This window comes from Actinomycetes bacterium, assembly GCA_035489715.1.
GTDB lineage: Bacteria > Actinomycetota > Actinomycetes > JACCUZ01 > JACCUZ01 > DATHAP01.
The window spans coordinates 1-22394 of the sequence record DATHAP010000202.1; the positions used below are offsets into that span (position 1 = coordinate 1).

Annotated in this window: 23 protein-coding genes and 1 riboswitch; of the genes, 14 read left to right on the forward strand and 9 right to left on the reverse strand. The window is 74.3% G+C overall.

What is annotated here, in order from left to right; translation table 11 throughout:
* Positions 1 to 495, forward strand: a 495-nt coding sequence (locus VK640_16285) for a calcium-binding protein (GenBank protein HTE74735.1), incomplete at its 5' end; no start/stop codon positions are given.
* 124 nt (positions 496 to 619) lie between these two features.
* Here VK640_16285 and VK640_16290 read toward each other — a convergent pair.
* Positions 620 to 1054: a hypothetical protein gene (locus VK640_16290; GenBank protein HTE74736.1), complete on the reverse strand. Its 435-nt coding sequence runs from the start codon at positions 1052 to 1054 to the stop codon at positions 620 to 622.
* Positions 1055 to 1197: 143 nt separating this feature from the next.
* Positions 1198 to 2601, reverse strand: coding sequence for a pyridoxal-dependent decarboxylase (locus VK640_16295; GenBank protein ID HTE74737.1), 1404 nt, complete (start codon positions 2599 to 2601; stop codon positions 1198 to 1200).
* 158 nt (positions 2602 to 2759) lie between these two features.
* Here VK640_16295 and VK640_16300 point away from each other — a divergent pair, with 158 nt between their 5' ends.
* From VK640_16300 to VK640_16335, 8 genes are all read left to right on the forward strand, one after another.
* The gene (locus VK640_16300) at positions 2760 to 3182 is read left to right on the forward strand and encodes a MarR family transcriptional regulator (protein HTE74738.1); all 423 of its coding nucleotides are present in this window, start codon (positions 2760 to 2762) and stop codon (positions 3180 to 3182) included.
* On the forward strand, positions 3179 to 4453 hold the full coding sequence (locus VK640_16305) for an MFS transporter (GenBank protein HTE74739.1): 1275 nt from the start codon (positions 3179 to 3181) through the stop codon (positions 4451 to 4453). The genes VK640_16300 and VK640_16305 overlap by 4 nt, the downstream gene beginning before the upstream one ends.
* Before the next feature lie 28 nt (positions 4454 to 4481).
* On the forward strand, positions 4482 to 5219 hold the full coding sequence (locus tag VK640_16310; protein HTE74740.1) for a maleylpyruvate isomerase family mycothiol-dependent enzyme: 738 nt from the start codon (positions 4482 to 4484) through the stop codon (positions 5217 to 5219).
* 11 nt (positions 5220 to 5230) lie between these two features.
* Positions 5231 to 6349: an N-methyl-L-tryptophan oxidase gene (gene solA, locus VK640_16315; GenBank protein HTE74741.1), complete on the forward strand. Its 1119-nt coding sequence runs from the start codon at positions 5231 to 5233 to the stop codon at positions 6347 to 6349.
* Positions 6346 to 6873, forward strand: coding sequence for an RNA 2',3'-cyclic phosphodiesterase (thpR, locus tag VK640_16320; protein ID HTE74742.1), 528 nt, complete (start codon positions 6346 to 6348; stop codon positions 6871 to 6873). Before solA ends, thpR begins: the two co-directional genes overlap by 4 nt.
* A gap of 122 nt (positions 6874 to 6995) precedes the next feature.
* Positions 6996 to 8222, forward strand: a complete 1227-nt coding sequence (locus tag VK640_16325) for an MFS transporter (protein ID HTE74743.1) — start codon at positions 6996 to 6998, stop codon at positions 8220 to 8222.
* 4 nt (positions 8223 to 8226) lie between these two features.
* The gene (locus VK640_16330) at positions 8227 to 9375 is read left to right on the forward strand and encodes an SAM-dependent methyltransferase (protein ID HTE74744.1); all 1149 of its coding nucleotides are present in this window, start codon (positions 8227 to 8229) and stop codon (positions 9373 to 9375) included.
* On the forward strand, positions 9362 to 10378 hold the full coding sequence (locus tag VK640_16335) for a hypothetical protein (protein ID HTE74745.1): 1017 nt from the start codon (positions 9362 to 9364) through the stop codon (positions 10376 to 10378). The genes VK640_16330 and VK640_16335 overlap by 14 nt, the downstream gene beginning before the upstream one ends.
* A 261-nt stretch (positions 10379 to 10639) precedes the next feature.
* Here the strand turns inward: VK640_16335 and VK640_16340 are convergent, their stop codons facing one another.
* The 3 genes from VK640_16340 to VK640_16350 form a co-directional block, all read right to left on the reverse strand.
* Positions 10640 to 11809 (reverse strand): MFS transporter, encoded by a 1170-nt coding sequence (locus VK640_16340; protein HTE74746.1) that lies wholly within the window; start codon positions 11807 to 11809, stop codon positions 10640 to 10642.
* A gap of 17 nt (positions 11810 to 11826) precedes the next feature.
* Entirely contained in the window at positions 11827 to 12960 is a 1134-nt protein-coding gene (gene serC, locus VK640_16345; protein HTE74747.1) for a phosphoserine transaminase, read from the reverse strand.
* 76 nt (positions 12961 to 13036) lie between these two features.
* Entirely contained in the window at positions 13037 to 14170 is a 1134-nt protein-coding gene (locus VK640_16350) for a citrate synthase 2 (protein HTE74748.1), read from the reverse strand.
* 63 nt (positions 14171 to 14233) lie between these two features.
* Between VK640_16350 and pdxH the strand changes: the two genes are divergently transcribed.
* Positions 14234 to 14947: a pyridoxamine 5'-phosphate oxidase gene (pdxH, locus tag VK640_16355; GenBank protein ID HTE74749.1), complete on the forward strand. Its 714-nt coding sequence runs from the start codon at positions 14234 to 14236 to the stop codon at positions 14945 to 14947.
* A gap of 278 nt (positions 14948 to 15225) precedes the next feature.
* Here the strand turns inward: pdxH and VK640_16360 are convergent, their stop codons facing one another.
* Together VK640_16360 and VK640_16365 are read right to left on the reverse strand one after the other, a co-directional pair.
* Positions 15226 to 15987, reverse strand: coding sequence for a hypothetical protein (locus tag VK640_16360; protein HTE74750.1), 762 nt, complete (start codon positions 15985 to 15987; stop codon positions 15226 to 15228).
* A 90-nt stretch (positions 15988 to 16077) separates the two neighbouring features.
* Positions 16078 to 16719 (reverse strand): UdgX family uracil-DNA binding protein, encoded by a 642-nt coding sequence (locus tag VK640_16365; protein ID HTE74751.1) that lies wholly within the window; start codon positions 16717 to 16719, stop codon positions 16078 to 16080.
* Positions 16720 to 16787: 68 nt separating this feature from the next.
* On the opposite strand from VK640_16365, the gene VK640_16370 reads away from it, so the two are divergent.
* From VK640_16370 to VK640_16385, 4 genes are all read left to right on the forward strand, one after another.
* Positions 16788 to 17471: a metal-dependent transcriptional regulator gene (locus VK640_16370; GenBank protein HTE74752.1), complete on the forward strand. Its 684-nt coding sequence runs from the start codon at positions 16788 to 16790 to the stop codon at positions 17469 to 17471.
* A complete protein-coding gene (locus tag VK640_16375) occupies positions 17471 to 17785 on the forward strand; it encodes a rhodanese-like domain-containing protein (protein HTE74753.1) in 315 nt (104 codons plus the stop codon). Before VK640_16370 ends, VK640_16375 begins: the two co-directional genes overlap by 1 nt.
* Positions 17786 to 17802: 17 nt before the next feature.
* Positions 17803 to 19155, forward strand: coding sequence for a rhodanese-like domain-containing protein (locus tag VK640_16380; GenBank protein HTE74754.1), 1353 nt, complete (start codon positions 17803 to 17805; stop codon positions 19153 to 19155).
* A gap of 144 nt (positions 19156 to 19299) precedes the next feature.
* Positions 19300 to 19460: riboswitch (cyclic di-AMP (ydaO/yuaA leader) on the forward strand.
* Positions 19461 to 19463: 3 nt separating this feature from the next.
* Entirely contained in the window at positions 19464 to 20237 is a 774-nt protein-coding gene (locus VK640_16385) for a C40 family peptidase (GenBank protein HTE74755.1), read from the forward strand.
* Positions 20238 to 20385: 148 nt separating this feature from the next.
* Here the strand turns inward: VK640_16385 and VK640_16390 are convergent, their stop codons facing one another.
* Positions 20386 to 21858, reverse strand: coding sequence for a diguanylate cyclase (locus VK640_16390; protein ID HTE74756.1), 1473 nt, complete (start codon positions 21856 to 21858; stop codon positions 20386 to 20388).
* Positions 21859 to 22050: 192 nt separating this feature from the next.
* Positions 22051 to 22394, reverse strand: a 344-nt coding sequence (locus tag VK640_16395) for a GGDEF domain-containing protein (protein HTE74757.1), incomplete at its 5' end; no start/stop codon positions are given.

A 22394-nucleotide genomic window follows, 5' to 3' on the forward strand; every position in this document is an offset into this window, starting at 1 on the left:
GTCCTCGGCGGCGACAACGTCGGCGTGCCGGCGGACGACCCCCAGACGTCCAGCGTGCGCGAGCTGCTGCACGGCGGCCCGGGGGCCGACGAGCTGCGCGGCGGCCCGGGTACCGACGAGGTGTGGGGCGACGAGGACGGCGACACCGTCTATGGCGGCACCGACGCCGATCGGCTCTTCGGCGCCCAGGGTGACGACACCCTGGTCGGCGGCGGCGGCGCAGACGTCATCGAGGCTGGCGCCGGCAACGACAAGGCCCGGGGCAACCTGGGGGCCGACAAGGTGACCGACCGCACCGGGACCGACGGGACCGACACCTTCACGGGCGGCTACGGCGACGACTTCCTGGCCGGCAACGCGGGCGCCGACTCGCTCTCCGGCCAGGCGGGTGACGACACCATCCGCGGCGGCCCGGGAGTCGACACGATCCGTGGCGGGGTCGGCTCCGACACCTGCCGCAGCCCCTCGAACCCGCCCGGTGCGCTCGGCTGCTGAGCACGGCCGAGCACGGCTGAGCACGGTTGAGCACGGTTGAGCACGGTTGAGCACGGTTGAGCACGGCTGCTCGACAGCACGACGGGACAGGGCCCGGCGCCGCTGCGCGCCGGGCCCTTTCCGGCTAGGTGCTGCTGGACTCCCCGGTGGTGCCGGCATCGGGACGGTCGCCGTCCGGGCCGTGGCCCGGACCGCCTGCGCCCAGCTGCTCCTCGCCGGTGATCGCGAAGCTCTTGTCGAGCTCGACCGTGAGGGGGGTGCCGTCGGCCTTGGTGATGTGCGCCTCGTAGACCCCGTCGCTGTCCGTCTCCACCCGGACGAACGTGGCGCCCGGGTACTCCGCCAGGACGGCGTCCTTCACCTGCTGCGCGGTGCTGCCGGTCAGCAGCTCCTCGTCCGGGCGCTGCGGCTGGGCGGGGTCGCCCGGGGCCCGGCTGCCGGGCAGCCCTTCGGTGGCCGCCGTCGCCGAGGGCGACGCCGTGCTGTCGTCGGCGCTGGCCGTCAGGGTCCCGGCCAGGATGCCGCCGGCCAGGACGCCGCCGGCGACCAGGGCGGCCATGCCGCCGACTCTTCGTAGGTGTGTGCTTGACATCGGTGTCCTCTCGTCCGGGGCCCCCGTGCGGGGCCCTCGGGACACCGTCGCCACGACGGCTGGGACCGGCCTGGAAGGGCGCTGGGCCTCTGCTCGACGTCCGGCCGGGGTCAGACCGTGGCGGCCAGCCGGAGGATCGCGGCCACCGACCGGTCGACGTCGTCCTCGCGGGTGCTGTGGTTCGACACCGACACCCGCATCAGCCGGCGGCCGCGCCAGGTGGTCGCCCCGAGCCAGCAGGTGCCGTCACGCTGCACGGCATCGACGATCCGGTCGACCCGGTCGATCTGGTCGGTCCGGCCGTCGTCACCGAAGCCGACGAGCACCTGGTTGAGGACGACGTCGTTGACCACGTCGGCGCCACCGGCGGCGAGCCCGTCGGCGAACCGCCGGGCCAGCGCGCAGCACCGGTCGACCAGCTCGGCGACCCCGTCCCGGCCGAGCTCGCGCAGCGCGGCCCAGGTCGCGAAGCCTCTGGCCCGCCGGGACGACTCGGCGGTCAGGTCGGCCATGCCCGAGACGCTGCCCGACCCGGTCAGGTACGCGGCGGTGTAGGACATCGCGGTGGCGTGCACGTCGGGGTGCGCGCAGAACGCGAAGGCCGAGTCGTAGGGGACGTTGAGCCACTTGTGCCCGTCGCAGCCCCATGAGTCCGCGAGCTCGACGCCGTCGACGAGGTGGCGCAGCGCCGGGCTCGCGGCGGCCCACAGCCCGAACGCGCCGTCCACGTGCACCCACCCGCCGTGCTGGCGGGTGAGGGCGGTGGCGGCTCGCAGGTCGTCGCACGCCCCGGTGTTCACGTTTCCGGTCTGCAGGCTCACGATCGGCGGCGCTCCGCCGGCCACGGCCACCTCCGCGAGCACCTCGGCGAGGTGCTCCAGCTCGATCGCGCCGTTCGGGTCGGCCCGCACCGGGACCACCGCGTCGTTGCCCAGGCCGAGCAGCCGCAGCGAGCGGTCGACGGTCGCGTGCCGCTCGACCGAGGCCAGGACGCGCACCGGCGGCGCACCCGGCAGCCCACGCTGCTCGACGTCCCACCCGGCGTCGGCGAGGACCTGGTGGCGGGCCGCCGCGAGGCCGGCGGTGTTCGCCGCCTGCGCCCCCGTGACGAACCCCACCGACGCGGTGACCGGGATGCCCAGCAGGTCCTTCAGCCAGCCGCCCGCCACCGCCTCGGCCGCCGCGGCGGCGGGTGAGAGGACGCCGTTGAAGGCGCACTGGTCCCACCCGGCCGTCAGGACGTCGGCGGCGGTGGCCGCCGGCAACGAGCCGCCGATGACGAAGCCGAAGAACCGGGGTCCCGCCGTCGACGTGAGACCGCCGTCGACGGCAGCCACCAGCTGCTCGACGACCTCCGCCGGTGGTGTCGGTGCCGTGGGCAGCTCGCCGCCGAGGGCAGCGGTCACCTCGTCGACCCCCTGCGGGCCGCGCACCGGCCGCTCGGCGAGGGAGGAGCGGTAGGCCGCCGCGTGCCCGGCAGCCGTGCGCAGCAGGGAGGTCAGCTGGTCCGTCATGGCGGCAAGGTACGCCGCTCGTCCCGGGAGCAGGGCGCCCGAGGTCGCCTGCCGGACCAGCCGTTCACCCCGTCCTGGGTGCCGTGAGGCCGGTCGCTCTGCCTGCCGGTGGAGTCATTCGTTAGCAGAACTAATGATATGCTGGCTCCGTGCCGACGATGACCAAGACCGCCGAGCTGGCCAGCACGCTGCGGGTCTCGGTCATGCGGTTGTCCCGCCGGCTGCGAGCCGAGCGCCTGCAGACCGACCTGAGCCTCAACCAGCTGGCGGCCCTCGGCACACTCGACCGGCACGGCGCGCTGACCCCGCGCGAGCTCGCCGCCCACGAGAGGGTGCAGCCGCCGTCGATGACTCGTGTCCTGGCCGGCCTCGAGGAGCGCGGCCTGATCCTGCGCACCCCCCACGCGTCCGACGGCCGGCAGCACCTGGTCTCGCTGACCGCTCACGCCAGGACCCTGCTCAAGGAGGACCGGCGCAAGCGGGAGGCCTGGCTGGCCCAGCGGCTGGCCGAGCTGACCCAGGAGGAGCGTGACGTGCTGCGCGCCGCCGCCCCCGTGATCGAGCGGTTGACCCGCCTGTGAGCCCGACGTTCCGCTCGCTGCGCAACCGCAACTACCGCATCTACTACGCCGGGGGCGTCGTCTCCAACGTCGGCACCTGGATGCAGCGCATCGCCCAGGACTGGCTGGTCATCCAGCTCGCCGACAACGACGGCGTCGCACTCGGCATCACGACCGGCCTGCAGTTCCTGCCGATGCTGCTGCTCGGCCCGTGGGGCGGGATGCTCGCCGACCGCTACTCGAAGCGGAAGCTGCTGATCCTCACCCAGGCCTTCATGGGCCTGGTCGCGATCGTCCTGGGCGTGCTCGACCTGACCGGCGTCGTCGAGGTGTGGCACGTCTTCGTCCTCGCCGCGCTGCTGGGGCTGGGCACGGCGCTCGACAACCCGACCCGGCAGTCCTTCGTGGTCGAGATGGTCGGGCCGGACGACCTGCCCAACGCGGTCGGCCTCAACAGCGCGTCCTTCAACCTGGGCCGCGTGATCGGCCCGGCACTGGCCGGCCTGCTGATCGAGGTCTTCGGCACCGGCCCGGTGTTCATCATCAACGGCGTCTCGTTCCTCGCCGTCATCGTCGCGCTGATGTGCCTGCACACCGACGAGCTCGACCCGGCACCACGCGCCGGCCGCGGCTCGGGGCAGGTCCTCGAGGGCATCCGGTACGTCCGCGGGCGGCCCGACCTGGTCATGGTCCTGGCGCTGGTGTTCTTCGTCGGCACCTTCGGCATGAACTTCCAGATCACCACGGCCCTGATGGCGACCGAGGTGTTCGGCAAGGGTGCGGGAGAGTTCGGGCTGCTCGGCTCGATCATGGCCGTCGGGTCCCTGACCGGTGCGCTGCTCGCGGCGAGCCGTGGCAGGCCGCGGCTGCGGCTGCTGCTGGGCGCCGCCTTCGCGTTCGGCGTCGTCGAGGTGATGGCCGGGCTCATGCCGACGTACGCCACGTTCGCCGTCGCGCTCATCCCCGTCGGCGTGACCTCCCTGACGTTCATCACCGCGGCCAACTCCACCATGCAGCTCGCCGTCGACCCGGTGATGCGCGGCCGGGTCATGGCGCTCTACATGGCCGTGTTCATGGGCGGCACCCCGATCGGCGCCCCTCTGGTCGGCGCGCTCGCCGAGGCGTTCGGTGCCCGGTGGAGCCTGCTGGCCGGCGGGCTCGTCTCGGCGACCGCCGCCGTGGTGTGCGCGCTCCTGCTCGCCCGGCGCAGCGGCATCGAGCTGCGCGACGAGCTGCGCGAGATGTCCCGCCCGCGCATGGGCTCCGACACGATGGTGGAGAGTGTCCGGTGAGCGTGCCAGGGTGTGCCAGGTGACCCGCATGACGCCGGACGACTACCTGACCCATCTCCGCCGTGACGCCGAGCGGATGGCCGAGCTGGCACCGCGGGGTCTCGGCAACTCGGTGCCCGCCTGCCCCGGCTGGACCGTCGAGGAGGCGCTGGTGCACACCGGCTCCGTCTACTCGCACAAGGTCGCCTGCATGCGGCTGCCGGAGGGCCCGCAGCGCCAGGAGGACTGGGACCACGGGCCGACCGAGGGCCAGGACCCGACCGAGTGGTTCCGCGAGCGGCTGGCCGAGCTCACCGACGAGCTCGCCTCCCGCGGCCCGCAGGCCCCGGCGTACACCTGGTACGAGGACGACCAGACCGTCGGCTTCTGGTTCCGCCGGATGGCCCAGGAGACGGCGGTGCACCGCACCGACGTCGAGAGCGGGTTCGACGCCATGACCGCCGTGGCCGACGACCTCGCCGTCGACGGCATCGACGAGGTGCTCGACTGGTTCTTGCGCTACCAGAACGACGACGTCGGCGCGCAGGCACCAGGCCGGGGCACGGTGGCAGTCCGGACCGGCGGCCACATCTGGCGACAGACCCTGACCGCCGACGAGGCACGCCTCTCGCGCGAGCCCGGTCCGGCGGACGCGGTCGTCAGCGGCGAGCCGTCCGAGCTGCTGCTCTGGCTGTGGGGGCGCCGGCCGGACAGCGCGGTGCAGCGCGAGGGCGACGACGACCTGCTCTTGGCGTTCCGCGAGCGCCTGCGCGTCGTCACCCAGTAGCCGGCGGACCCGTGCCGGACAGCCCAGCGACGTACGACGTCGTCGTCGCCGGCCTCGGCGGCTTCGGCTCGTCCGCCGCGGCCCACCTGGCCCGGCGCGGCCTGCGCGTCCTCGGCCTCGACCCGCGCCCCGGCGCGCACGCCGAGGGCGCCAGCCACGGCGAGTCGCGCATCGTGCGGCAGGTCTACTTCGAGGGCGCGTCCTACGTGCCGCTGCTGCTGCGGACGTTCGAGCTGTGGGCCGACGTGCGTACGCCGTCAGGCGACCCGGTCATGCGCACCACCGGCGCGCTGTTCCTGGGCGCGCCCGGCACCCGGGTGCTCGCCGGCAGCGTCGAGACGGCGCAGGAGTGGGGCCTCGACCACGAGGTGCTCGACCCCGAGGAGGTGACCGCACGGTTCCCGGCCATGCGGCCGCCCGAGGGCACCCAGGCGCTGTACGAGCCGGCCGGCGGCCTGGTCGGGCCCGAGGCGGCGGTGGCCGCACACCTGCGGCGCGCGTCCGAGGCGGGCGCCGAGCTGCGTCACGACGAGGCGGTCCGGTCGTGGTCGGCCGACGGCGACGGTGTGCGGGTGCGGACCAGCCGATGCGAGGTCGCGGCCGGTGCGCTCGTGCTGGCCCCCGGCCGGTGGACGCCACCGCTGCTCGGCGACCTGGCTCTGCCGCTGGTCACCGAGCGCCGGGTGCAGCACTGGTACGCCGCGCCGGACCCGGCCGCCTTCGCCCCCGGACGGTTCCCGGTCTGGATCTGGGACCTGGCCGGCGGCACGTCCCTCTACGGCACGCCCACGTTGACCGACGGGCTGGTGAAGGCCGCCGTGCACTTCAGTGCCGACCGGCCGGCCGACACCTGGTCGGCCGACGACGTCGCCGGCACGCTGGCCCGGCTGATGCCGTCGCTCGGTCGCGACCACCGGCGCGAGGCCGAGTGCTGGTACACCCTCACGCCGGACGAGCACTTCGTCATCGGTTGCCACCCGGCGTCGGACCGGGTGCTCCTCGCGTGCGGCTTCTCGGGGCACGGCTTCAAGTTCACGCCGGTCGTGGGGGAGCTGCTGGCCGACCTGGTGGTCGACGGCTCGACGCCCTACGACCTGTCGCTGTTCGACCCGCTTCGGTTCGGCACGTGAGGCTGTTCGTCGCGCTGCGGCCGCCGGCCCAGGTGCTGGCGCACGCCGACGCTGCGCTGGCGCCGGTGCGAGCGGCCCACCCCGACCTGCGCTGGGTGCCGGCCGAGCGCTGGCACCTGACGCTGGCCTTCTACGGCGACATCCCAGACGACAAGGTCGACGGGACCGTCAGCATGGTCGAGCGCCGGCTGCGCGGCCACGCGCCCTGCGTGCTGTCGTTCGCGGGCGCCGGGCAGTTCTCGCGGCGTGCGCTGTGGCTCGGCGTCACCGGCCAGGTCGACGTCCTGCGGGCGACGGCGCGGGCGGTGACGTTCGAGCGGCGCCCCTACCGCCCGCACCTCACGGTGGCTCGGCTGCGTGGCGGGGTGGACGCGGCGCCGGCGGTCGAGTCGCTGACGACGTACGCCGGGCCGGTCTGGACCGCCGGGACCGTGCACCTGGTGCGCTCCCGGCTCGGCCCGTCGCCGAGCTACGACGACGTGGCGACCTGGACGCTGCCCGAGCCGATGCCGCCGCCGACGTAGGGTCGCGCTCGTGGACCCGCGCACGCGCCGCCGAGTGGTGCTCGGCGCGCTGGCGCTCCTGGTGCTGGTCGTGGTGGTCGGCGCCCTCGTCTGAGTCGGACGGTCGCACCTAGCCTGGATCGATGGCCGCCGACTCACCTCAGGGCACGACGCTCGAGGAGTTCGACGTCGGGCGGGCCACCTGGGCGACCCGTTTCGTCTTCGCGGCCAACGGGGGACTCTTCGCGACCTGGGTGTCGCGCATCCCGGCGGTGCGCGACGACATCGGGGCCACCGAGCGGGGTCTCGGCTTCGCCCTGCTGTTCGTCGCCGTCGGGTCCCTGGCCGCGATGCCGCTGTCCGGCCGCCTGGTGACCCGCGTCGGGGCACGACGCGTGCTGGTCACCTGCATCGTCACCTGTGCACTCGGCTACACCGCCCTCGGACTGGCGCCCGACCTGGTCGTCATCGCGGCGGTGCTGCTCGTCCTCGGCGCGGGAGTGGGCGTGTGGGACGTGGCGATGAACGTGTCGGCGCACGCCGTCGAGGTGCGCGCCGGGCGCACGTTGATGCCTGGCTTCCACGCCGCCTGGAGCATCGGGACCGTCGTCGGCGCCGGCATCGGCGCCGTCGCCGCGAAGGCCGGTGTCGACCCGGCGGTGCAGTTCGCCGCCTGTGCGGCGACGGTCGGCGTCGCCGCCGTGGTCGCCGTCCGCGCGATGCCCGACCGGCCCGCCGACGAGCCGGTGAGCGAGGACGCTGCCGAACGGCACGTCCCTGCGCACGGTGCCCTGGTCCGCGACCCGCGGCTGCTCGGCCTCGGCCTGATGACGTTCTGCGCCGCCTGGGCGGAGGGCGCCGCGAACGACTGGTTCGCGCTGATGCTCACCGACGACCGGGGCGCGTCCGAGGCGCTCGCCGCACTCGGGTTCGCGGTCTTCGCCGGGGCGATGACGCTGGGGCGCGCAGTGGGCAACCAGGTGGTCGGCTGGCTCGGCCGGGTGCGCAGCCTGCGCACCGGCGCCGTCCTCGCCGCGGTCGGCGTGACCGGCCTGCTCGCCATCGACTCGCTGCCGGTCGCCTACGTCGGCGCGGCGCTGTGGGGACTGGGCATCTCGGTCGGCTTCCCGCTGGCGATGAGCGCCGCCGGGGAGACGCCGGGACGCGGCGCGTCGGCCATCGCCACCGTCGCGACGATCGCCTACGCCGGCTTCCTCGTCGGGCCACCCCTGCTCGGCAGCCTCGCCCACGCCACCGGCCTCGACGCCGCCCTCTGGGTGGTCGTCCTGCTCACCGTGGGCATCTTCGCTCTGGCCGGCAACGCCCGGTCGCCTCGCCGCGGCGTGCGCAGCGCAGCCGTGCGAGGCTGATCGGGTGCCCCAGGACCTCGACGCCGCCCTGGCCGGGCTGCGCCCCCTGCTGCTGGACGGGACCGCACTCGTCCGCGCGGTCGCGGCCGGCCGCCGGCGCGGAGCGGTCCCGCCGTGGCGCCGGGTCGAGGTGCGTCCGACCGACCTCAAGTCGGGCCGCCACCTGCAGGTGGTCACCTACGACGAGCGCGCGGCCACGACCACCAACCACCCCTACGGCGAGCCCGCGGAGCGGGCGGTCGACGCCCTGCTCGCCGACCCCTACGGCAACTGGCACGTCCAGACCACCGACCAGACCGTGCAGCTGCGGGTCACCAAGAAGGGCGCCGCGCAGGTCCATCGCGCAGCGGCGGCAGCCGAGCAGCAGACGGCGCACGACCGCGCCCGCAAGCACCTGATCGACCCGGGCGACCCGCTGTTCTCGGTGCTCGGAGCGGGGGCGGCCAAGCGCCGGCAGGTCGATGCCTTCCTGCGCGCGCTGGACGGCGCCGTCGAGGACGTGGAGCTCCCGGCCGACCGGCCGTTGCAGGTGGTCGACCTGGGCTGCGGCAACGCCTACCTCAGCTTCGCGGCGTACCGCTTCCTGGCTGGCAGCCGCGACGTCGAGCTCACCGGCGTGGACCTGCGGGCGGAGTCGCGCGAGCGCAACACCAAGCTGGCGGCCGACCTCGGCTGGTCGACGGCGGCGCACTTCGTCGAGGGCGCCATCATCGACGCGCCGGTGCAGCCACCGGTCGACGTGGTGCTCGCTCTCCACGCCTGCGACACGGCGACCGACGAGGCTCTCGCGCAGGCGGTGCGCTGGCGCGCACCCGTCGTCCTCGCCTCGCCGTGCTGCCACCACGACCTGCAGCGCCAGATGGCCGCGGCCGGGTCGCCGGCGCCGTACTCCCTCGTCACCCGCCACGGCATCCTGCGGGAGCGGCTCGGCGACGTGCTGACCGACGCGTTCCGCGCCGCCCTGCTGCGGATGCAGGGCTATCGGGTCGACGTCATGCAGTTCGTCTCGGCCGAGTACACGCCGCGCAACACGCTGCTGCGGGCGGTCCGGGGCGGGGGCGACGCCACGACAGCGCGTCAGGAGTACGACGCGATGGTCGCCGAGTGGGGCGTCACGCCGCACCTGCAGACGCTGCTCGATGCCGACGGCTAGCACCCTCGTCGCAGCCGCGCTGTCCGGACTGCTCTCCACCGGTTCGGGAGGCGGCGCCGAGCTCGTGCTGCGGCTGCACGACCCGGCGCTGGTGGAGTCGAGCGGGCTCGCGGTGTCGGGCCGCCACGACGGCGTGCTGTGGACCAACCCGGACGGCGGCGAGGTAGCCCAGGTGATGGCCGTCGACGGGTCGGGCGACACCGTCGCGACGGTCATGCTGGACGGGATCGACCCGTACGACCCCGAGGCGCTGGCACCAGGCCCCGACGGGCGCAGCCTCTGGCTCGGCGACCTGGGGGACAACCTCGAGGAACGCCCCGACGTGTCGGTGTTCCGCTTCACCGAGCCGCGACGGCTCGGGGACCGCACGGTGCCCGCCCGCTGGTTCCGCTTCACCTACCCCGACGGGCCGCACGACGCCGAGGCCCTGCTCGTGAACCCGTCGACCGGCCGGCTGCTCGTCGCGACGAAGGCGCTCGGCGGTGCCGGGCTCTACCGCGCGCCGGCCCGGCTGGTCGCCGAGGACGAGGGGACCAACCGGCTGGAGCGGGTCGCCGACGTGCCGTCACTGGTCACCGACGGCGCCTTCCTGCCCGACGGCCGGTTCGTGCTGCGCAGCTACACGACGGCCTACGTGTACGACCGGCCCGGTCACCAGGTGGCGTCGGCCCCGCTGCCGCGCCAGCCGCAGGGCGAGACGGTCGCTGACGACTCGCTGGACTCGCCTGGCTCGCTGCTCGTCGGCAGCGAGGGGGAGGACTCGGCCGTCTACCGGGTGCCGGTGCCCGGCGACGCGGCGGACCCGTCGACGTCGGCTGCGAGATCGTCGGGAGACTCCGCGTCGGAGGAGCGACGGTCGGGGGACTCAGCGTCGGAGGAGCGAGGGTCGGGTCGTCAGGCGGAGGACGAGGCCTGGTGGCGCGCCAGCCGGGTGGCCCGGGCGGTGGTCGCGGTGGTCGCCCTCGTCGGCATCGTCGCGGTCCTGCGCCGCCGTCGCCGCTGACGCCCCCTCGAGTGGTGGAACCTGGGGCCTCCTGCGCCGGGCGAACCGTCTCCAAGTTCCACCACTCGGTGGGCGAGGGGAGTGCCGCGGGCCACGTGGACCGCGAGCACGTGCTTGCCCGGGCCCCGGCTGCCGCCGCGCTTCGCCCACCACGCCAGCTGGCACCTCAGTGCAGACACTCCCCGAGCATGGTCGTAAGCATCACCGCCTCAGGACGCGATGCCCGGTCTCACGATCATGGACGGCGTGCGGCGGGCGTGGTCAGGAAGCACGGGCGACGGAGGGGCCGGCGGAGGCCGTGGTGGGGACCCGGCCGAGGCGCAGGCCGACGGCGGCGACCACCAGCAGCGCGGGCACCACGAGCAGGGCGAGGTGAAGACCGGCCAGGTCGGCTAGCGCCCCGAGCAGGAACGGCCCCAGCCCCGCTGCCAACGAAGCCCCGATGCCGACCCGGGCGCTCGCGTGGTCCGGCCGGCCCTCCGACGCGTCGATCGCCCGGGCCACGCCGAGCGGGTAGAACAGGGCGATCCCGACGCCACAGGCCACCAGGGCGGGCAGGGCGACCCCCGCCATCGCGGTCAGCCAGAGGACGGCGAAGCCGACCCCGGTGAGCACGATCGCGCCGTACAGCAGACGGTCCAGCGGGTAGCGCAGCGCCAGCCGGCCCCCGGCCAGCCGGCCGACAGCCATCCCGCCCACCACTGCCGTCACGGACGCGGCCGCGGGGCCGGGGTCGAGGCCGACCCGTTCACGCATCACGTCGGCCGTCCACAGCACGAGGCAGAACTCGACCGCGATCCCGGCGGTGACGACCATCCAGCTGATCCAGTAGCGGCGCGGCAGCCGTCCGCCTCTCTCGGCGCCGGTCCGGGACGGCAGCGGCGCGCGGACCCCGCGCCCGGCCACGGCGAGCGCCGCGACCACCGGCAGGAGCAGCAGGACCGCCGCCCGCCAGCCGAGGCCCACCACGACCGCGGCCCCGACCACGAGTGGTGCCACGGTGCCCACGCCGGCCGCGAGCGCGTTGGCCTCGGCCACCGCGGACGGGCCGCCGTCGCCGTGCCGGTCCATCAGCACGGGCGGCACGACCATGACCACGAACGACCCGCCGAAGGCAGCCACGAGTGCTCCGCTGAGAGTGGCCGGGAGCGCGGTGGTGGCGGTGAAGAGCACGATCCCGGCGCACATCACGGCGAGACCGCCCAGGACGACCGGCGTGCGGCCGTACCGCCCCACGAGCCGCGCCGCCAACAGGGCGGCGCACAACGACCCCACGGCGAGCGCCGTGCCGTGCAGACCGGCGACCGCCCGGCTGGTGCCCTGCTCGTCGCGCAGCAGGCTCAGCGACGGTCCGAAGCCGTAGAGGAAGTAGCCGTAGCAGCCGAGCTGGAGGTAAGTCAGCCAGGTGAGCCGGTCTCGCTCGAGCCGCACGGCGCCAGCCCGACCGGTCAGGTCAGCCGGGACACGACGTGGTCGACGCACGCGGTGAGCGCCTCGACGTCGTCGGGCTCGACCACCGGGAACATCGCGATGCGCAGCTGGTTGCGCCCGAGCTTGCGGTAGGGCTCGGTGTCGACGATCCCGTTGGCGCGCAGCACCTTCGCCACCGCCGACGCGTCGACCGCGTCGTCGAGGTCGATGGTCCCGACGACCGCCGAGCGCATCGAGGGGTCGGTGACGAAGGGCGTCGCGTAGTCGCTCTTGTCGGCCCAGGTGTAGAGCCGGCGCGAGGACTCGGCGGTCCGCTCGGTGGTCCACGGCAGCCCGCCCTGCGAGTTGAACCAGTCGACCTGCTCCGCGAGCAGGAAGACCGTCGCGAGTGCCGGGGTGTTGTAGGTCTGGTCGAGCCGCGAGTTGTCGATCGCGATCTGCAGGTCGCTGAAGGCAGGCACCCACCGGCCGGTCGCCTGCACCTCGGCTACCCGCTGCAGCGCGGCCGGCGACATGAGGGCGAGCCACAGCCCGCCGTCGGACGCGAAGGACTTCTGCGGTGCGAAGTAGTAGACGTCGGTCTCCGCGACGTCGACCGGGAGCCCGCCCGCGCCGGAGGTGGCGTCGACCAGCACGAGCGCGCCGTCGTCGGCACCCGCGACGCGCCGCAGCTCCATCGCGACACCAGTCGAGGTCTCGTTGTGCGTGAAGGCGTAGGCGTCGACACCGGCCTCGGCGCGCGGCTGCGGGTGCGTGCCCGGCTCGCTGGACACCACGACGGGGTCGGCCAGGAACGGTGCGGCCTCGGTGGCGGCGGCGAACTTCGACGAGAACTCGCCGAACACCAGGTGCTCGGAGCGCTCGCGCACCAGGTTGAGCACCGCGATGTCCCAGAACGCCGTCGTGCCGCCGTTGCCGAGCACGACCTCGTAGCCGTCGGGGAGCGCGAAGAGATCGGCCAGCCCGGCCCGCACCCGGCCGACCACGTCCTTGACCGTCCTCTGCCGGTGCGAGGTGCCGAGGTACGTCGCGCCGGTGCTCGCCAGGGCGGCCACCGCCTCGGGCCGGACCTTCGACGGACCGGACCCGAACCGGCCGTCGACCGGCTTGAGGCCCGCGGGGATGACGATGTCGGTCGCCTGTTCGCTCACCCGGCCAACCCTAGGTCAGCCCCGCCGGCGGACGCCGTGCCTGACCACGTGCTGAACGGGGCGCAGCCAACGTGGATCAGCCGCTGAAGCCCAGCACGTCCGACGGCTTGCGCGGCCCCTCGCCCACGTAGCGCGCGGAGGGCCGGATCAGCCGCCCGGTGCGCTTCTGCTCGAGGACGTGCGCCGACCAGCCGGCCGTGCGCGCGCAGGTGAACATCGGCGTGAACATGTGCGGCGGGACCTCGGCGAAGTCGAGGACGACCGCCGCCCAGAACTCGACGTTGGTCTCCAGCACCCGGTCCGGTCGGCGGGCGCGCAGCTCGGTCAGCGCCGCCTGCTCGAGCGCGGCCGCGACCTCGTAGCGCGGGGCGCCGAGCTCCTTGGCCGTGCGTCGCAGCACCCGGGCTCGCGGGTCCTCGGCGCGGTAGACCCGGTGGCCGAAGCCCATCAGCCGCTCGCCCCGGTCGAGGACACCCTTGACGTAGGACTCCGCGTCGCCGCCCTGCTCCACCGCGTCGAGCATGTGCAGGACCCGGGACGGCGCCCCCCCGTGCAGCGGGCCGGACATGGCGCCGACCGCACCGGAGAGGCAGGCCGCGACGTCGGCGCCCGTGGAGGCGATGACCCGCGCGGTGAAGGTCGAGGCGTTCATGCCGTGCTCGGCCGCTGAGCACCAGTAGGCGTCGACCGCCTGCACGTGCCTTGGGTCCGGCTCGCCGCGCCACCGGATCATGAAGCGCTCGACGATCGTCGTGGCCTTGTCGATCTCGTGCTGCGGCACCATCGGCAGCCCGATGCCCCGGGCCGACTGCGCGACGAAGGACAGCGCCATGACCGACGCGCGCGCCAGGTTGTCGCGGGCCTCGTCGGGCTCGATGTCGAGCAGCTGCCGGAAGCCCCACGCCGGCGCAAGCATCGCCAGCGCGCTCTGCACGTCGACCCGCACGTCGCCGGAGTGCACCGGCAGCGGGAACGGCTCGGCCGGCGGCAGCCCGGGGTTGAACTCGTTGTCGACCAGCAGCCCCCAGACGTTGCCGAACGACACCTGGCCGACGAGGTCCTCGATGTCGACGCCGCGGTACCGCAGCGACCCGCCCTCCTTGTCCGGCTCGGCGATGTCGGTCTCGAAGGCGACGACACCCTCCAGCCCGGGCTTGAAGTCTTCGGCGGGTGGCACGTCGGTGGCGGACGTGGCGGCAGGCGTGGACATACCCGGGATTCTGGCCCACGGCGCGGCTGGTCTGTCCACCCGGCCGTGCCAGAGTGCTGCGCCATGGACGAGACGAGCGACCGGCCGGTGCCCGATCCCGCGGCCATGCGGGTGGGCTACGACCCCGCGGACGGCAACGCCGGCCTGCTCGAGGAGGCGGCGCCCGGCGACCCGCTCGAGCTCTTCGCCCGGTGGTTCGCCGAGGTGGCGAGCGGTGGCGCCGGCGGCGCCGGGCGCCTCGCCGAGCCCAACGCGGTGGTCGTGGCGACCGTGACGCCGGACGGGTGGCCGGCGGCGCGGACCGTCCTGCTCAAGGGGTACGACGCCGAGGGACTGCGGTTCTTCACCAACACGGGGTCGGCCAAGGCCGACCAGCTGGCTGCGACCCCCCGGGCTGCGCTGGTGTTCCCCTGGCACGAGGTGCACCGCCAGGTGCGGGTCACCGGGACGGTCGCCCGGCTGCCCGACGAGGTCGTGGCCGCGTACTTCGCGACCCGGCCGCGCGAGTCCCAGCTCGGCGCCTGGGCCAGCCCCCAGTCCTCGGTCGTCGGGTCGAGAGCCGAGCTGGACGCCCGGCTGGCCGAGGTGGCGGCGCGGTTCCCCGAGGAGGAGCCGGTGCCGGTGCCGCCGCACTGGGGCGGCTACCTGGTGGTGCCGGTCGAGTGGGAGTTCTGGGTGGGCCGCTCCGGGCGGCTGCACGACCGGCTGCGCTACGTACGCCCGGAGGGGTCGCCGACCACCAGCGTGCCCTGGACCCGCGAGCGCCTGGCCCCCTGAGCAGGAAGGCCCCCCGGACAGCAGCGACCCCCGGGCCTTCGCGCGCAGGGGACGTGTCCTGCGCAGGCCCGGGGGTCGGGTGACTGCCTGGGATTCGCCGGTTCACGAGAGCCGGTGATCCGATCGGCGTCGGGTGCTGCTCGTGGCGCTAGCTGACAGCCACCTCACGCGTCCGATAAGTACTCAAGAGTTCGGACCACCTCCCTTCCGTGTACCGACGACGGTACGTCCCGATCTGCCGGTTCACAACGAAATTCCGCGGTGTCTCGAAGTGCGGGTCAGATGGCGATCCAGGTCGACTCGGCGTGGCCCAGCACCCGGCCGTCGCTGTCGTAGGCGGTGCTCGCTGTGAACGCCTTGCGCCCGTCGACGCCGAGCCGCTGGCCCACGACGACGCAACGGTCTCCGGGCTCCGGCAGCGCGTCGACCGCCGCGGTGATCCGGCCGAGCACCATCGGCCGGTCGCCGAGGTCGCTGGTCCAGCCCCCGGGGCAGTCCAGGGCCGCCCAGACCAGCTCGGGCGGGACCCGCCGGTCCGGGCCGGCCAGCGAGGCGTCGGGCACCCAGGTGGTCGCCACCCAGCCGTCGCCGTCGGGGCCGGGGTCGCCCACCGGGCCGGGCTGCAGCCCGAGGCCGCCGTCCGGGCCGCCCGGCGGCCGGTCCGGCCCGCAGACGAAGCAGCCGGGGAACGGGTGCCCGAGCAGCCCCCGGTAGGCCGCCTGGGCCGCGTGGGCGGTCTGCCATGGCACCGGCTCGACCAGCGCGGCCTCGAGCCGGCCCGCCTCGGCGCTCGCGACGGCGGCACCGCCGAAGCTCGCCGTCGTCGTGCCGTCCTCGACGGTGACGACCATGGCGCTCTCCAGCGGCGGTGGCTGGCGCAGCGTGACCCGCACCGCGGCACCGCCCCCGGTGAGGCCGCCGGTGCCGTCCCGGCCCACCAGGCCCGAGACCCCGGCCAGCAGGCCCGCGGTGTAGCCCCCGTTGCCGGTGTCCGGGGGGCCGCAGAAGCGCCCGGGTACCACGATCGAGCCGGTCTCCATGCCCGACGAGCCTAAGCCGTGGCGGCCGCCCGCCGACAGCGGTCAACTGCTACCGGCAGTGGCCTGCACGCCGCTGTCGGGCTGAGTTGATCACGGTGCCGTGATCAGCTCGGCGGCCACCCTGAGGTCGGCGACGAGGGCGGCGAAGGCCTGGTCCCGCTGGTCGCCGGGCGTGCGCAGCACGGCACTGGGATGGGTGGTCACCACGAACCGCCGCACCCCCACGGAGGTTTCCCGCTCGATCACCGACCCGCGGTCCTTCGTGACCCGGACCGACGGGCCGAGCAGCGACTTGGCGGCGGTGGCCCCGAGGGCGACCGTCACCTCCGGGTCGATCACCCGCAGCTCGGCGGCCAGCCATGGCCGGCACGCGGTGATGTGGCGCATCTCCGGTGTCTGGTGGATCCGCCGCTTGCCGGGGCCGGCCTGGGTGAAGCGGAAGTGCTTGACCGCGTTCGTCCGGTAGACGTCGCCCGGCGCCACCCCGGCCTCCTCCACGGCCTTCACCAGCAGGCGCCCGGCCGGTCCGACGAACGGCGCGCCCTGCCGGTCCTCCTGGTCGCCGGGCTGCTCGCCCACCAGTGCCAGCCGTGCGCTCGGCGGGCCGGCCGAGAACACGGTCTGGGTGGCCGGCTCCCACAGCTCGCACCCGCGGCAGCCCCCCGCGGCTGCCCGCAGCTCGTCCAGGTCGGCGTCGGCGGGCACGAAGTCGGCAGCGCTGAGCTCCGTCATGGCCGGAGTATCACCCCGTCCGGGGCGCACAACCCGCCGGCCTGGCGTCGTACGGGAGAATGGTCGGCGTGAGCGACCTCATCGACACCACCGAGATGTACCTCCGGACGGTCTTCGAGCTGGAGGAGGAGGGTGTCGTCCCGCTGCGGGCGCGCATCGCGGAGCGGCTGGGGCAGTCCGGCCCGACGGTGTCGCAGACGGTCGCCCGGATGGAGCGCGACGGCCTGCTGACCGTCGAGGGCGACCGGCACCTCGAGCTCAGCCCGCTCGGGCGCACGCTGGCCACCCGGGTCATGCGGAAGCACCGGCTGGCGGAGTGCCTGCTGGTGCAGGTGATCGGGCTGGAGTGGGAGCTGGTCCACGACGAGGCCTGCCGGTGGGAGCACGTCATGTCCGAGACCGTGGAGCGGCGGCTGCTCGAGGTGCTCGGCCACCCGACGGTCTCGCCCTACGGCAACCCGATCCCCGGCCTGACCGAGCTCGGCGACCCTGACCGGGTCGCCGACGACGAGGTCCTGGCGCCGCTGGACCAGGTCGCGCTGACCGGCGTCACCTCGGCGATCGTGCGCCGGCTGGCCGAGCCGGTGCAGGCCGACCACGCGCTGATGTCCCGGCTGCGACGGGCCGGTGTGCAGCCCGGGGCATCGATCACCGTGGGCCCGGGAGGTGACGGGCTGCTCGTCGGGTCCGGCGGCGAGACCACGGAGATCTCCGGCGTCGTCGCGTCGCACGTCTACGTCGCCGCCGGCTGATGCGCAGCATCACCGTCCAGGAGCTCAAGGCCGCGATGGACGCCGGCGAGGTCGGGGCGGGCGACCTGGTCGACGTGCGGGAGCCCTACGAGTACGACCAGGGCCACGTGCCCGGTGCCGAGCCGGCTCCGCTGCACACCGTGCCGGCACTCGTCCCCTCGCTGCCGACCGACCGGCCGGTGTACCTGGTCTGCGCCGTCGGCAGCCGGAGCGCGAGGGCGGCGGACTACCTGTCGAAGCTCGGCATCGACGCCGTCAACATCGAGGGCGGCACGGCCGACTGGATGCGCGCCGGCTACCCGGTCGAGCGCTGACCGGAGTGCCGTCGTCGATGGACGTGCGCATCGTTGAGACGCCGGACCTCGGCGACCGTTCCTACGTGGTCGGCGCTGGCGACGTCGTGGTTGTCGTGGACCCGCAGCGCGACGTCGACCGGGTCGAGGCGCTGCTCGCCGGCCGCCGGCTGACGCACGTGCTGGAGACGCACGTCCACAACGACTACCTGAGCGGTGGCCTCGACCTGGCACGGCGGCACGGCGCGACGTACGTCGTTCCCGCCGGTGTCGAGGTGGGGTACGACCGGGAGCCGATGGCGGACGGCGACCGTTTCGACACCGGGTCGATGCACTGGGAGGCGGTGGCCACACCGGGCCACACGCAGCACCACCTGTCCTACGCGGTACGGGTCGGCGACGAGACCGCAGCCTTCACCGGCGGCTCCCTCCTCTTCGGGAGCGTCGGGCGCACCGACCTGGTCGAGGACGACCTGACCGAGCAGCTCACCCGCGACCAGTGGCACTCGGTCCGCCGGCTGGTCGACCGGCTGCCGGCCGGGGCGGCGGTCCTGCCGACGCACGGGTTCGGGAGCTTCTGCAGCGCATCTGCGACCTCCGGTGACGCGTCCACGATCGCCGAGCAGCAGCGCACCAACAGCGCCTTCCAGCAGGACGAGGACGCCTTCGTCGCCGAGCTGGTCGCCGGGCTTGACGCCTATCCCGCCTACTACGCGCACATGGGGCCGGCCAACCTGGCCGGGCCGGAGCCGATCGACCTGACCCCGCCCTCGCTCGCGTCCGCCGACGAGCTGCGCAAGCGGCTGGCCTCAGGCGAGTGGGTCGTCGACCTGCGGGCCCGGGCCGCCTTCGCCGAGGGGTTCCTGCCGGGCACGCTGTCCTTCGACAGCGACGGCAACGTGGTGACCTACCTGGGCTGGCTGCTCCCGTGGGGCACGCCGGTCACGCTGCTCGGTGACACGGCGGAGCAGGTGGCCGCGGTGCAACGCGACCTGGCCCGCATCGGCATCGACCGGCCCGCGGCGCGCGCCGTGGGCGGCCCCGCGGTGTGGGCGCGGGGGAGCGACCTGGCGACGTACCCGCGGACCGACTTCGGCGGCCTGGCGCACGCGCTGCGCGAGGACCCGGGACTGACGGTGCTCGACGTGCGGTCGGCGTCCGAGCACCGCGAGTCGCGGGTCAGGGGGGCGGTGCACGTGCCGCTGCACCTGCTCGCGGAGCGGATGGACGACCTGCCCGGCACGCGGCTGTGGGTGCACTGCGGCTCGGGCTTCCGGGCCGCGGTGGCGGCCTCGCTGCTGGCGGCCCATGGGCACGACGTCGTGCACGTCGACGAGGACTTCGAGTCGGCCGACGCGGCCGGGCTGCCCCTGGAGTCCGGACCGGCCTGACCAGGGGTGACGCCGGCGCGCCACGCGGAAGCGGGGGCCGGGTTTGTGCCGCCTCGTGACCGTCCCGTAGCCTCTCCTCCGCCTGCCCGGAACCTCTGGCCAGGCGCACGCGAGGCCGCCGAATCCTGCCCCTCGCGCGCAGCAGGTCGACAGACGCCTGGCAGGAGCGGGGGACCCACAGGATTGTGGGCCCTCAGGGGTCCTTGGGGTCAAGCCGCCCCGGGGTCGCACCACGCGACGCCGAAGCGGCCGGGCAGCTCCCGCCCGAACCCGACAGCTCACCTCGTAGGCGTGGGAGAGGACGACGTTTGTCCAAGCATCGCCGCCCGACCAAGCTGCAGCAGTTCGCGCAGCTCTCCCGGGCCAACGCGAGTCCCCTGCACCTGGGTGTCGCCGCCGGCGTGGCCGGCACCCTGTCGATCACCGGCACCGTCGTCGCCCAGGCGGCGCCCACCGACGCTGCCAAGCGGCTGAGCACCAAGCCGGTCGCCGAGCAGACCGTCGTCGCCGGCGACCTGTCCAACTCGCAGAACGTCTTGGCGCTCAAGGACGCGGTCACCGACGCCCAGCGCGAGCGCGCGGAGCGCATTGCCGAGGCGAAGGCACGCGCCGAGGCCAAGCGCAAGCGGCTCGCCGCCAAGCGCGCGGCCGAGCGCCGTGAGGCCCGCCAGCAGGCCGCCGAGGCCCGGACCGTGCAGACCGCGTCGCGCAGCGTCGAGCGGATGAGCGCGTCGGCTGCCAACGTGCTCTCCATCGCCCGCCAGGTCGCGTCGGGTGCCTACTATGCCTACGGCGGCGCCGGCCCTACCGGCTTCGACTGCTCGGGCTTCACCTCGTACGTCTTCTCGAAGGTCGGCGTCTCCCTGCCGCACTCGTCCTCGGCGCAGTACTCGGTCACCACCCGGGTCTCGAGCCCGCAGCCCGGCGACCTCGTGTTCGTCTACAACGGCGGCGGCGGCAGCATCGGGCACGTGGCGATCTACGCCGGCAACGGCTACTGGTGGGAGGCGTCCAACCCGAGCACCGGTGTCGGCCTGCACCGCGCGTGGTCGACCAGCGTGTCGTACGGCCGGGTCCTCTAGGACCGGCGCGACCGGAGAGCTTCCGGCGCCAGGCGCCGGGCCAGCAGTGCGCGGCAGGCATCCCCCCCGTCCGCCGCGTACAGGGACCTCGGAGTCATCCCCCCCGGCTCCGGGGTCCCGCCACGTCCGGACCAAGTCGCCGGACGGCTCAGCGGCCGCTGGACCCGCCGGGCGCCGGCTGGTGCTCGGCCTGCTGGGGCCGGGACGACGACGGCTTGCGGAGGTACATGTCGACGTCGGCGGCCGCCACCAGCTCGTCGGCCGACTCCCCGTCGGCGCCGGTGACCGCGACCGTGCCGATGGTCACCGAGAGCTCGAAGGTCAGCCCGCCCACGTCGATCGGCGCGGCCACCGCCTCACGCAGCCGGTCCACCAGGTCTGCCAGCATCGCACCGCTCAGGTCGTCGGCCACCACCACGAACTCGTCGCCACCGAAGCGCGCCGTGGTGTCCCTCGTGCGGACCTGCGACTCGAGACGGCGGGCGACGATCGCGAGCACCTGGTCGCCGACGGCGTGGCCGTGCGTGTCGTTGACCGGCTTGAAGGCGTCGAGGTCGCAGAAGAGCAAGGCGCCCGGGCGCCGGTTGCGTCGCGCCTCGTGGATGGCCGCGTCGACCCGCTCGCCGAGCGAGGCCCGGTTGAGCAGGCCGGTCAGCGGGTCGCTGGTGGCCCGCCGGGTGAGCTCCTGGTGCTCCGCCCGGCGGTCGCTGACGTCCTCGAACTGCGCGATGCCGTAGAGCGCCGTCCCCGTGTTGTCGCGCACCACCGAGGTCTGCAGCGACACCCAGACCGGCTGGCCGTCGGCCCGCAGGTAGCGCTTCTCGAGCTGGTAGCGGTCCTGCGCGCCCTCCATCGCCGACCGGATCGCCTCCACGTCGGCCGGCCGGTCGTCCTCGTGGGTGATCTCGCCGATGCTGCGCTCCTGCAGCTCGCGCCGGCTGTAGCCGAGCATCCGGCACATCGCCTCGTTGACCCTCAGGAAGCGCCCGGCCGACCCCGGCGTGAAGTCGACGATCGACATGCCGAACGGCGCGTTCTCGAACGCGAGCCGGAACGCCTCCTCGCTCTCGCGCAGCCGCTCGGCGAGCCGGGCGTTGTCGATCGCGATGCCGGCCTGGGTGGCGTACATCTCGAGCATCTCGCGCTGCAGCTCGCCGGGACGGCGGCCGTCGCGCGGCAGGTCGACGGACAGCACGCCCACCAGGTCGCCGGAGATCGAGTGCAGCGGCGCGTAGAGGGCGTCCAGCGGGTGCCAGGCGTCGGGGTCGTCCAGCACCGGGATGTCGGGGACCCAGCTCGGGATGTCGTCCTGGTCGGCCATCTCGTGCGGCTCGTAGCGCAACGCCCCCCACGGCAGGGAGCGGTCGAAGGCGCGCTCCCACTTGTCCAGCGGGGTGCGCCGCCCGAGCAGGGTCTCGCCCACGTCCTCCGGCCCGGCCACCGCGACCGCCTCGACGGTGCCGTCGTCGTGGACCAGGCTCACGACGGCGACCTCGAAGCCGAGGCCTTCGACCACGCCGTCGACCACGGCCCGCAGCGTGGCCGCCAGGTCGGTGCCGGCGTTGAGCCGGACGATCAGCCGTTGGACGTCGCGGAGTGCGGCGATGCTCACCTGCGCCATCGGCGCGACCCTCCAAACCAGTGCACACACCCTGCCCGGTGATCCGGGCACACTAAGGGATCGGCACGGCTTTACCGTGTCTTTACCCCGGGATGCGGCCGGTGCACCCTGCGCTGGTGAGGACACCGCCAGCCAGTCAGCCAGCCGGCCACCGCGAGAGGCCGAGGCCTCCGTCGGGCTGGCCGTCCCGCCTCATCCCCCCGCGACGGCGTGGCGGGTCCGCTTGGCGGCGTACAGCGCCATGTCCGCGCGGGTCACGGTCCCGCCCGGGGTGCTGCCGTCGTCGTGGACGGCGAACCCGTGGCAGTAGGTCACGCCGTGCGGCGACGGCCAGGCGCCGGCGAGCCGCTCCACGACGGCGGTGGCCGTGGCCGTGGCGGCAGCGTTGTCGGGGAACACGACGGCGAACTCGTCGCCGCCGATGCGGCAGGCCTCACCCGCGCGGACGCAGCCACGAAGCGTATCCGCGAACGACGTGAGCACCTCGTCGCCGACCGTGTGGCCGAGGGTGTCGTTGACGGCCTTGAAGCGGTCGA

Bases quoted from the DNA above. Each gene is read 5' to 3' on its own strand.
- VK640_16290 (HTE74736.1), bottom strand. From the start codon at position 1,054: ATGGCCGCCCTGGTCGCCGGCGGCGTCCTGGCCGGCGGCATCCTGGCC.
- VK640_16295 (HTE74737.1), bottom strand. From the start codon at position 2,601: ATGACGGACCAGCTGACCTCCCTGCTGCGCACGGCTGCCGGGCACGCG.
- VK640_16300 (HTE74738.1), top strand. From the start codon at position 2,760: ATGACCAAGACCGCCGAGCTGGCCAGCACGCTGCGGGTCTCGGTCATG.
- VK640_16310 (HTE74740.1), top strand. From the start codon at position 4,482: ATGACGCCGGACGACTACCTGACCCATCTCCGCCGTGACGCCGAGCGG.
- VK640_16325 (HTE74743.1), top strand. From the start codon at position 6,996: ATGGCCGCCGACTCACCTCAGGGCACGACGCTCGAGGAGTTCGACGTC.
- VK640_16335 (HTE74745.1), top strand. From the start codon at position 9,362: ATGCCGACGGCTAGCACCCTCGTCGCAGCCGCGCTGTCCGGACTGCTC.
- VK640_16350 (HTE74748.1), bottom strand. From the start codon at position 14,170: ATGTCCACGCCTGCCGCCACGTCCGCCACCGACGTGCCACCCGCCGAA.
- pdxH (HTE74749.1), top strand. From the start codon at position 14,234: ATGGACGAGACGAGCGACCGGCCGGTGCCCGATCCCGCGGCCATGCGG.
- VK640_16360 (HTE74750.1), bottom strand. From the start codon at position 15,987: ATGGAGACCGGCTCGATCGTGGTACCCGGGCGCTTCTGCGGCCCCCCG.
- VK640_16365 (HTE74751.1), bottom strand. From the start codon at position 16,719: ATGACGGAGCTCAGCGCTGCCGACTTCGTGCCCGCCGACGCCGACCTG.
- VK640_16375 (HTE74753.1), top strand. From the start codon at position 17,471: ATGCGCAGCATCACCGTCCAGGAGCTCAAGGCCGCGATGGACGCCGGC.
- VK640_16380 (HTE74754.1), top strand. From the start codon at position 17,803: ATGGACGTGCGCATCGTTGAGACGCCGGACCTCGGCGACCGTTCCTAC.
- VK640_16390 (HTE74756.1), bottom strand. From the start codon at position 21,858: ATGGCGCAGGTGAGCATCGCCGCACTCCGCGACGTCCAACGGCTGATC.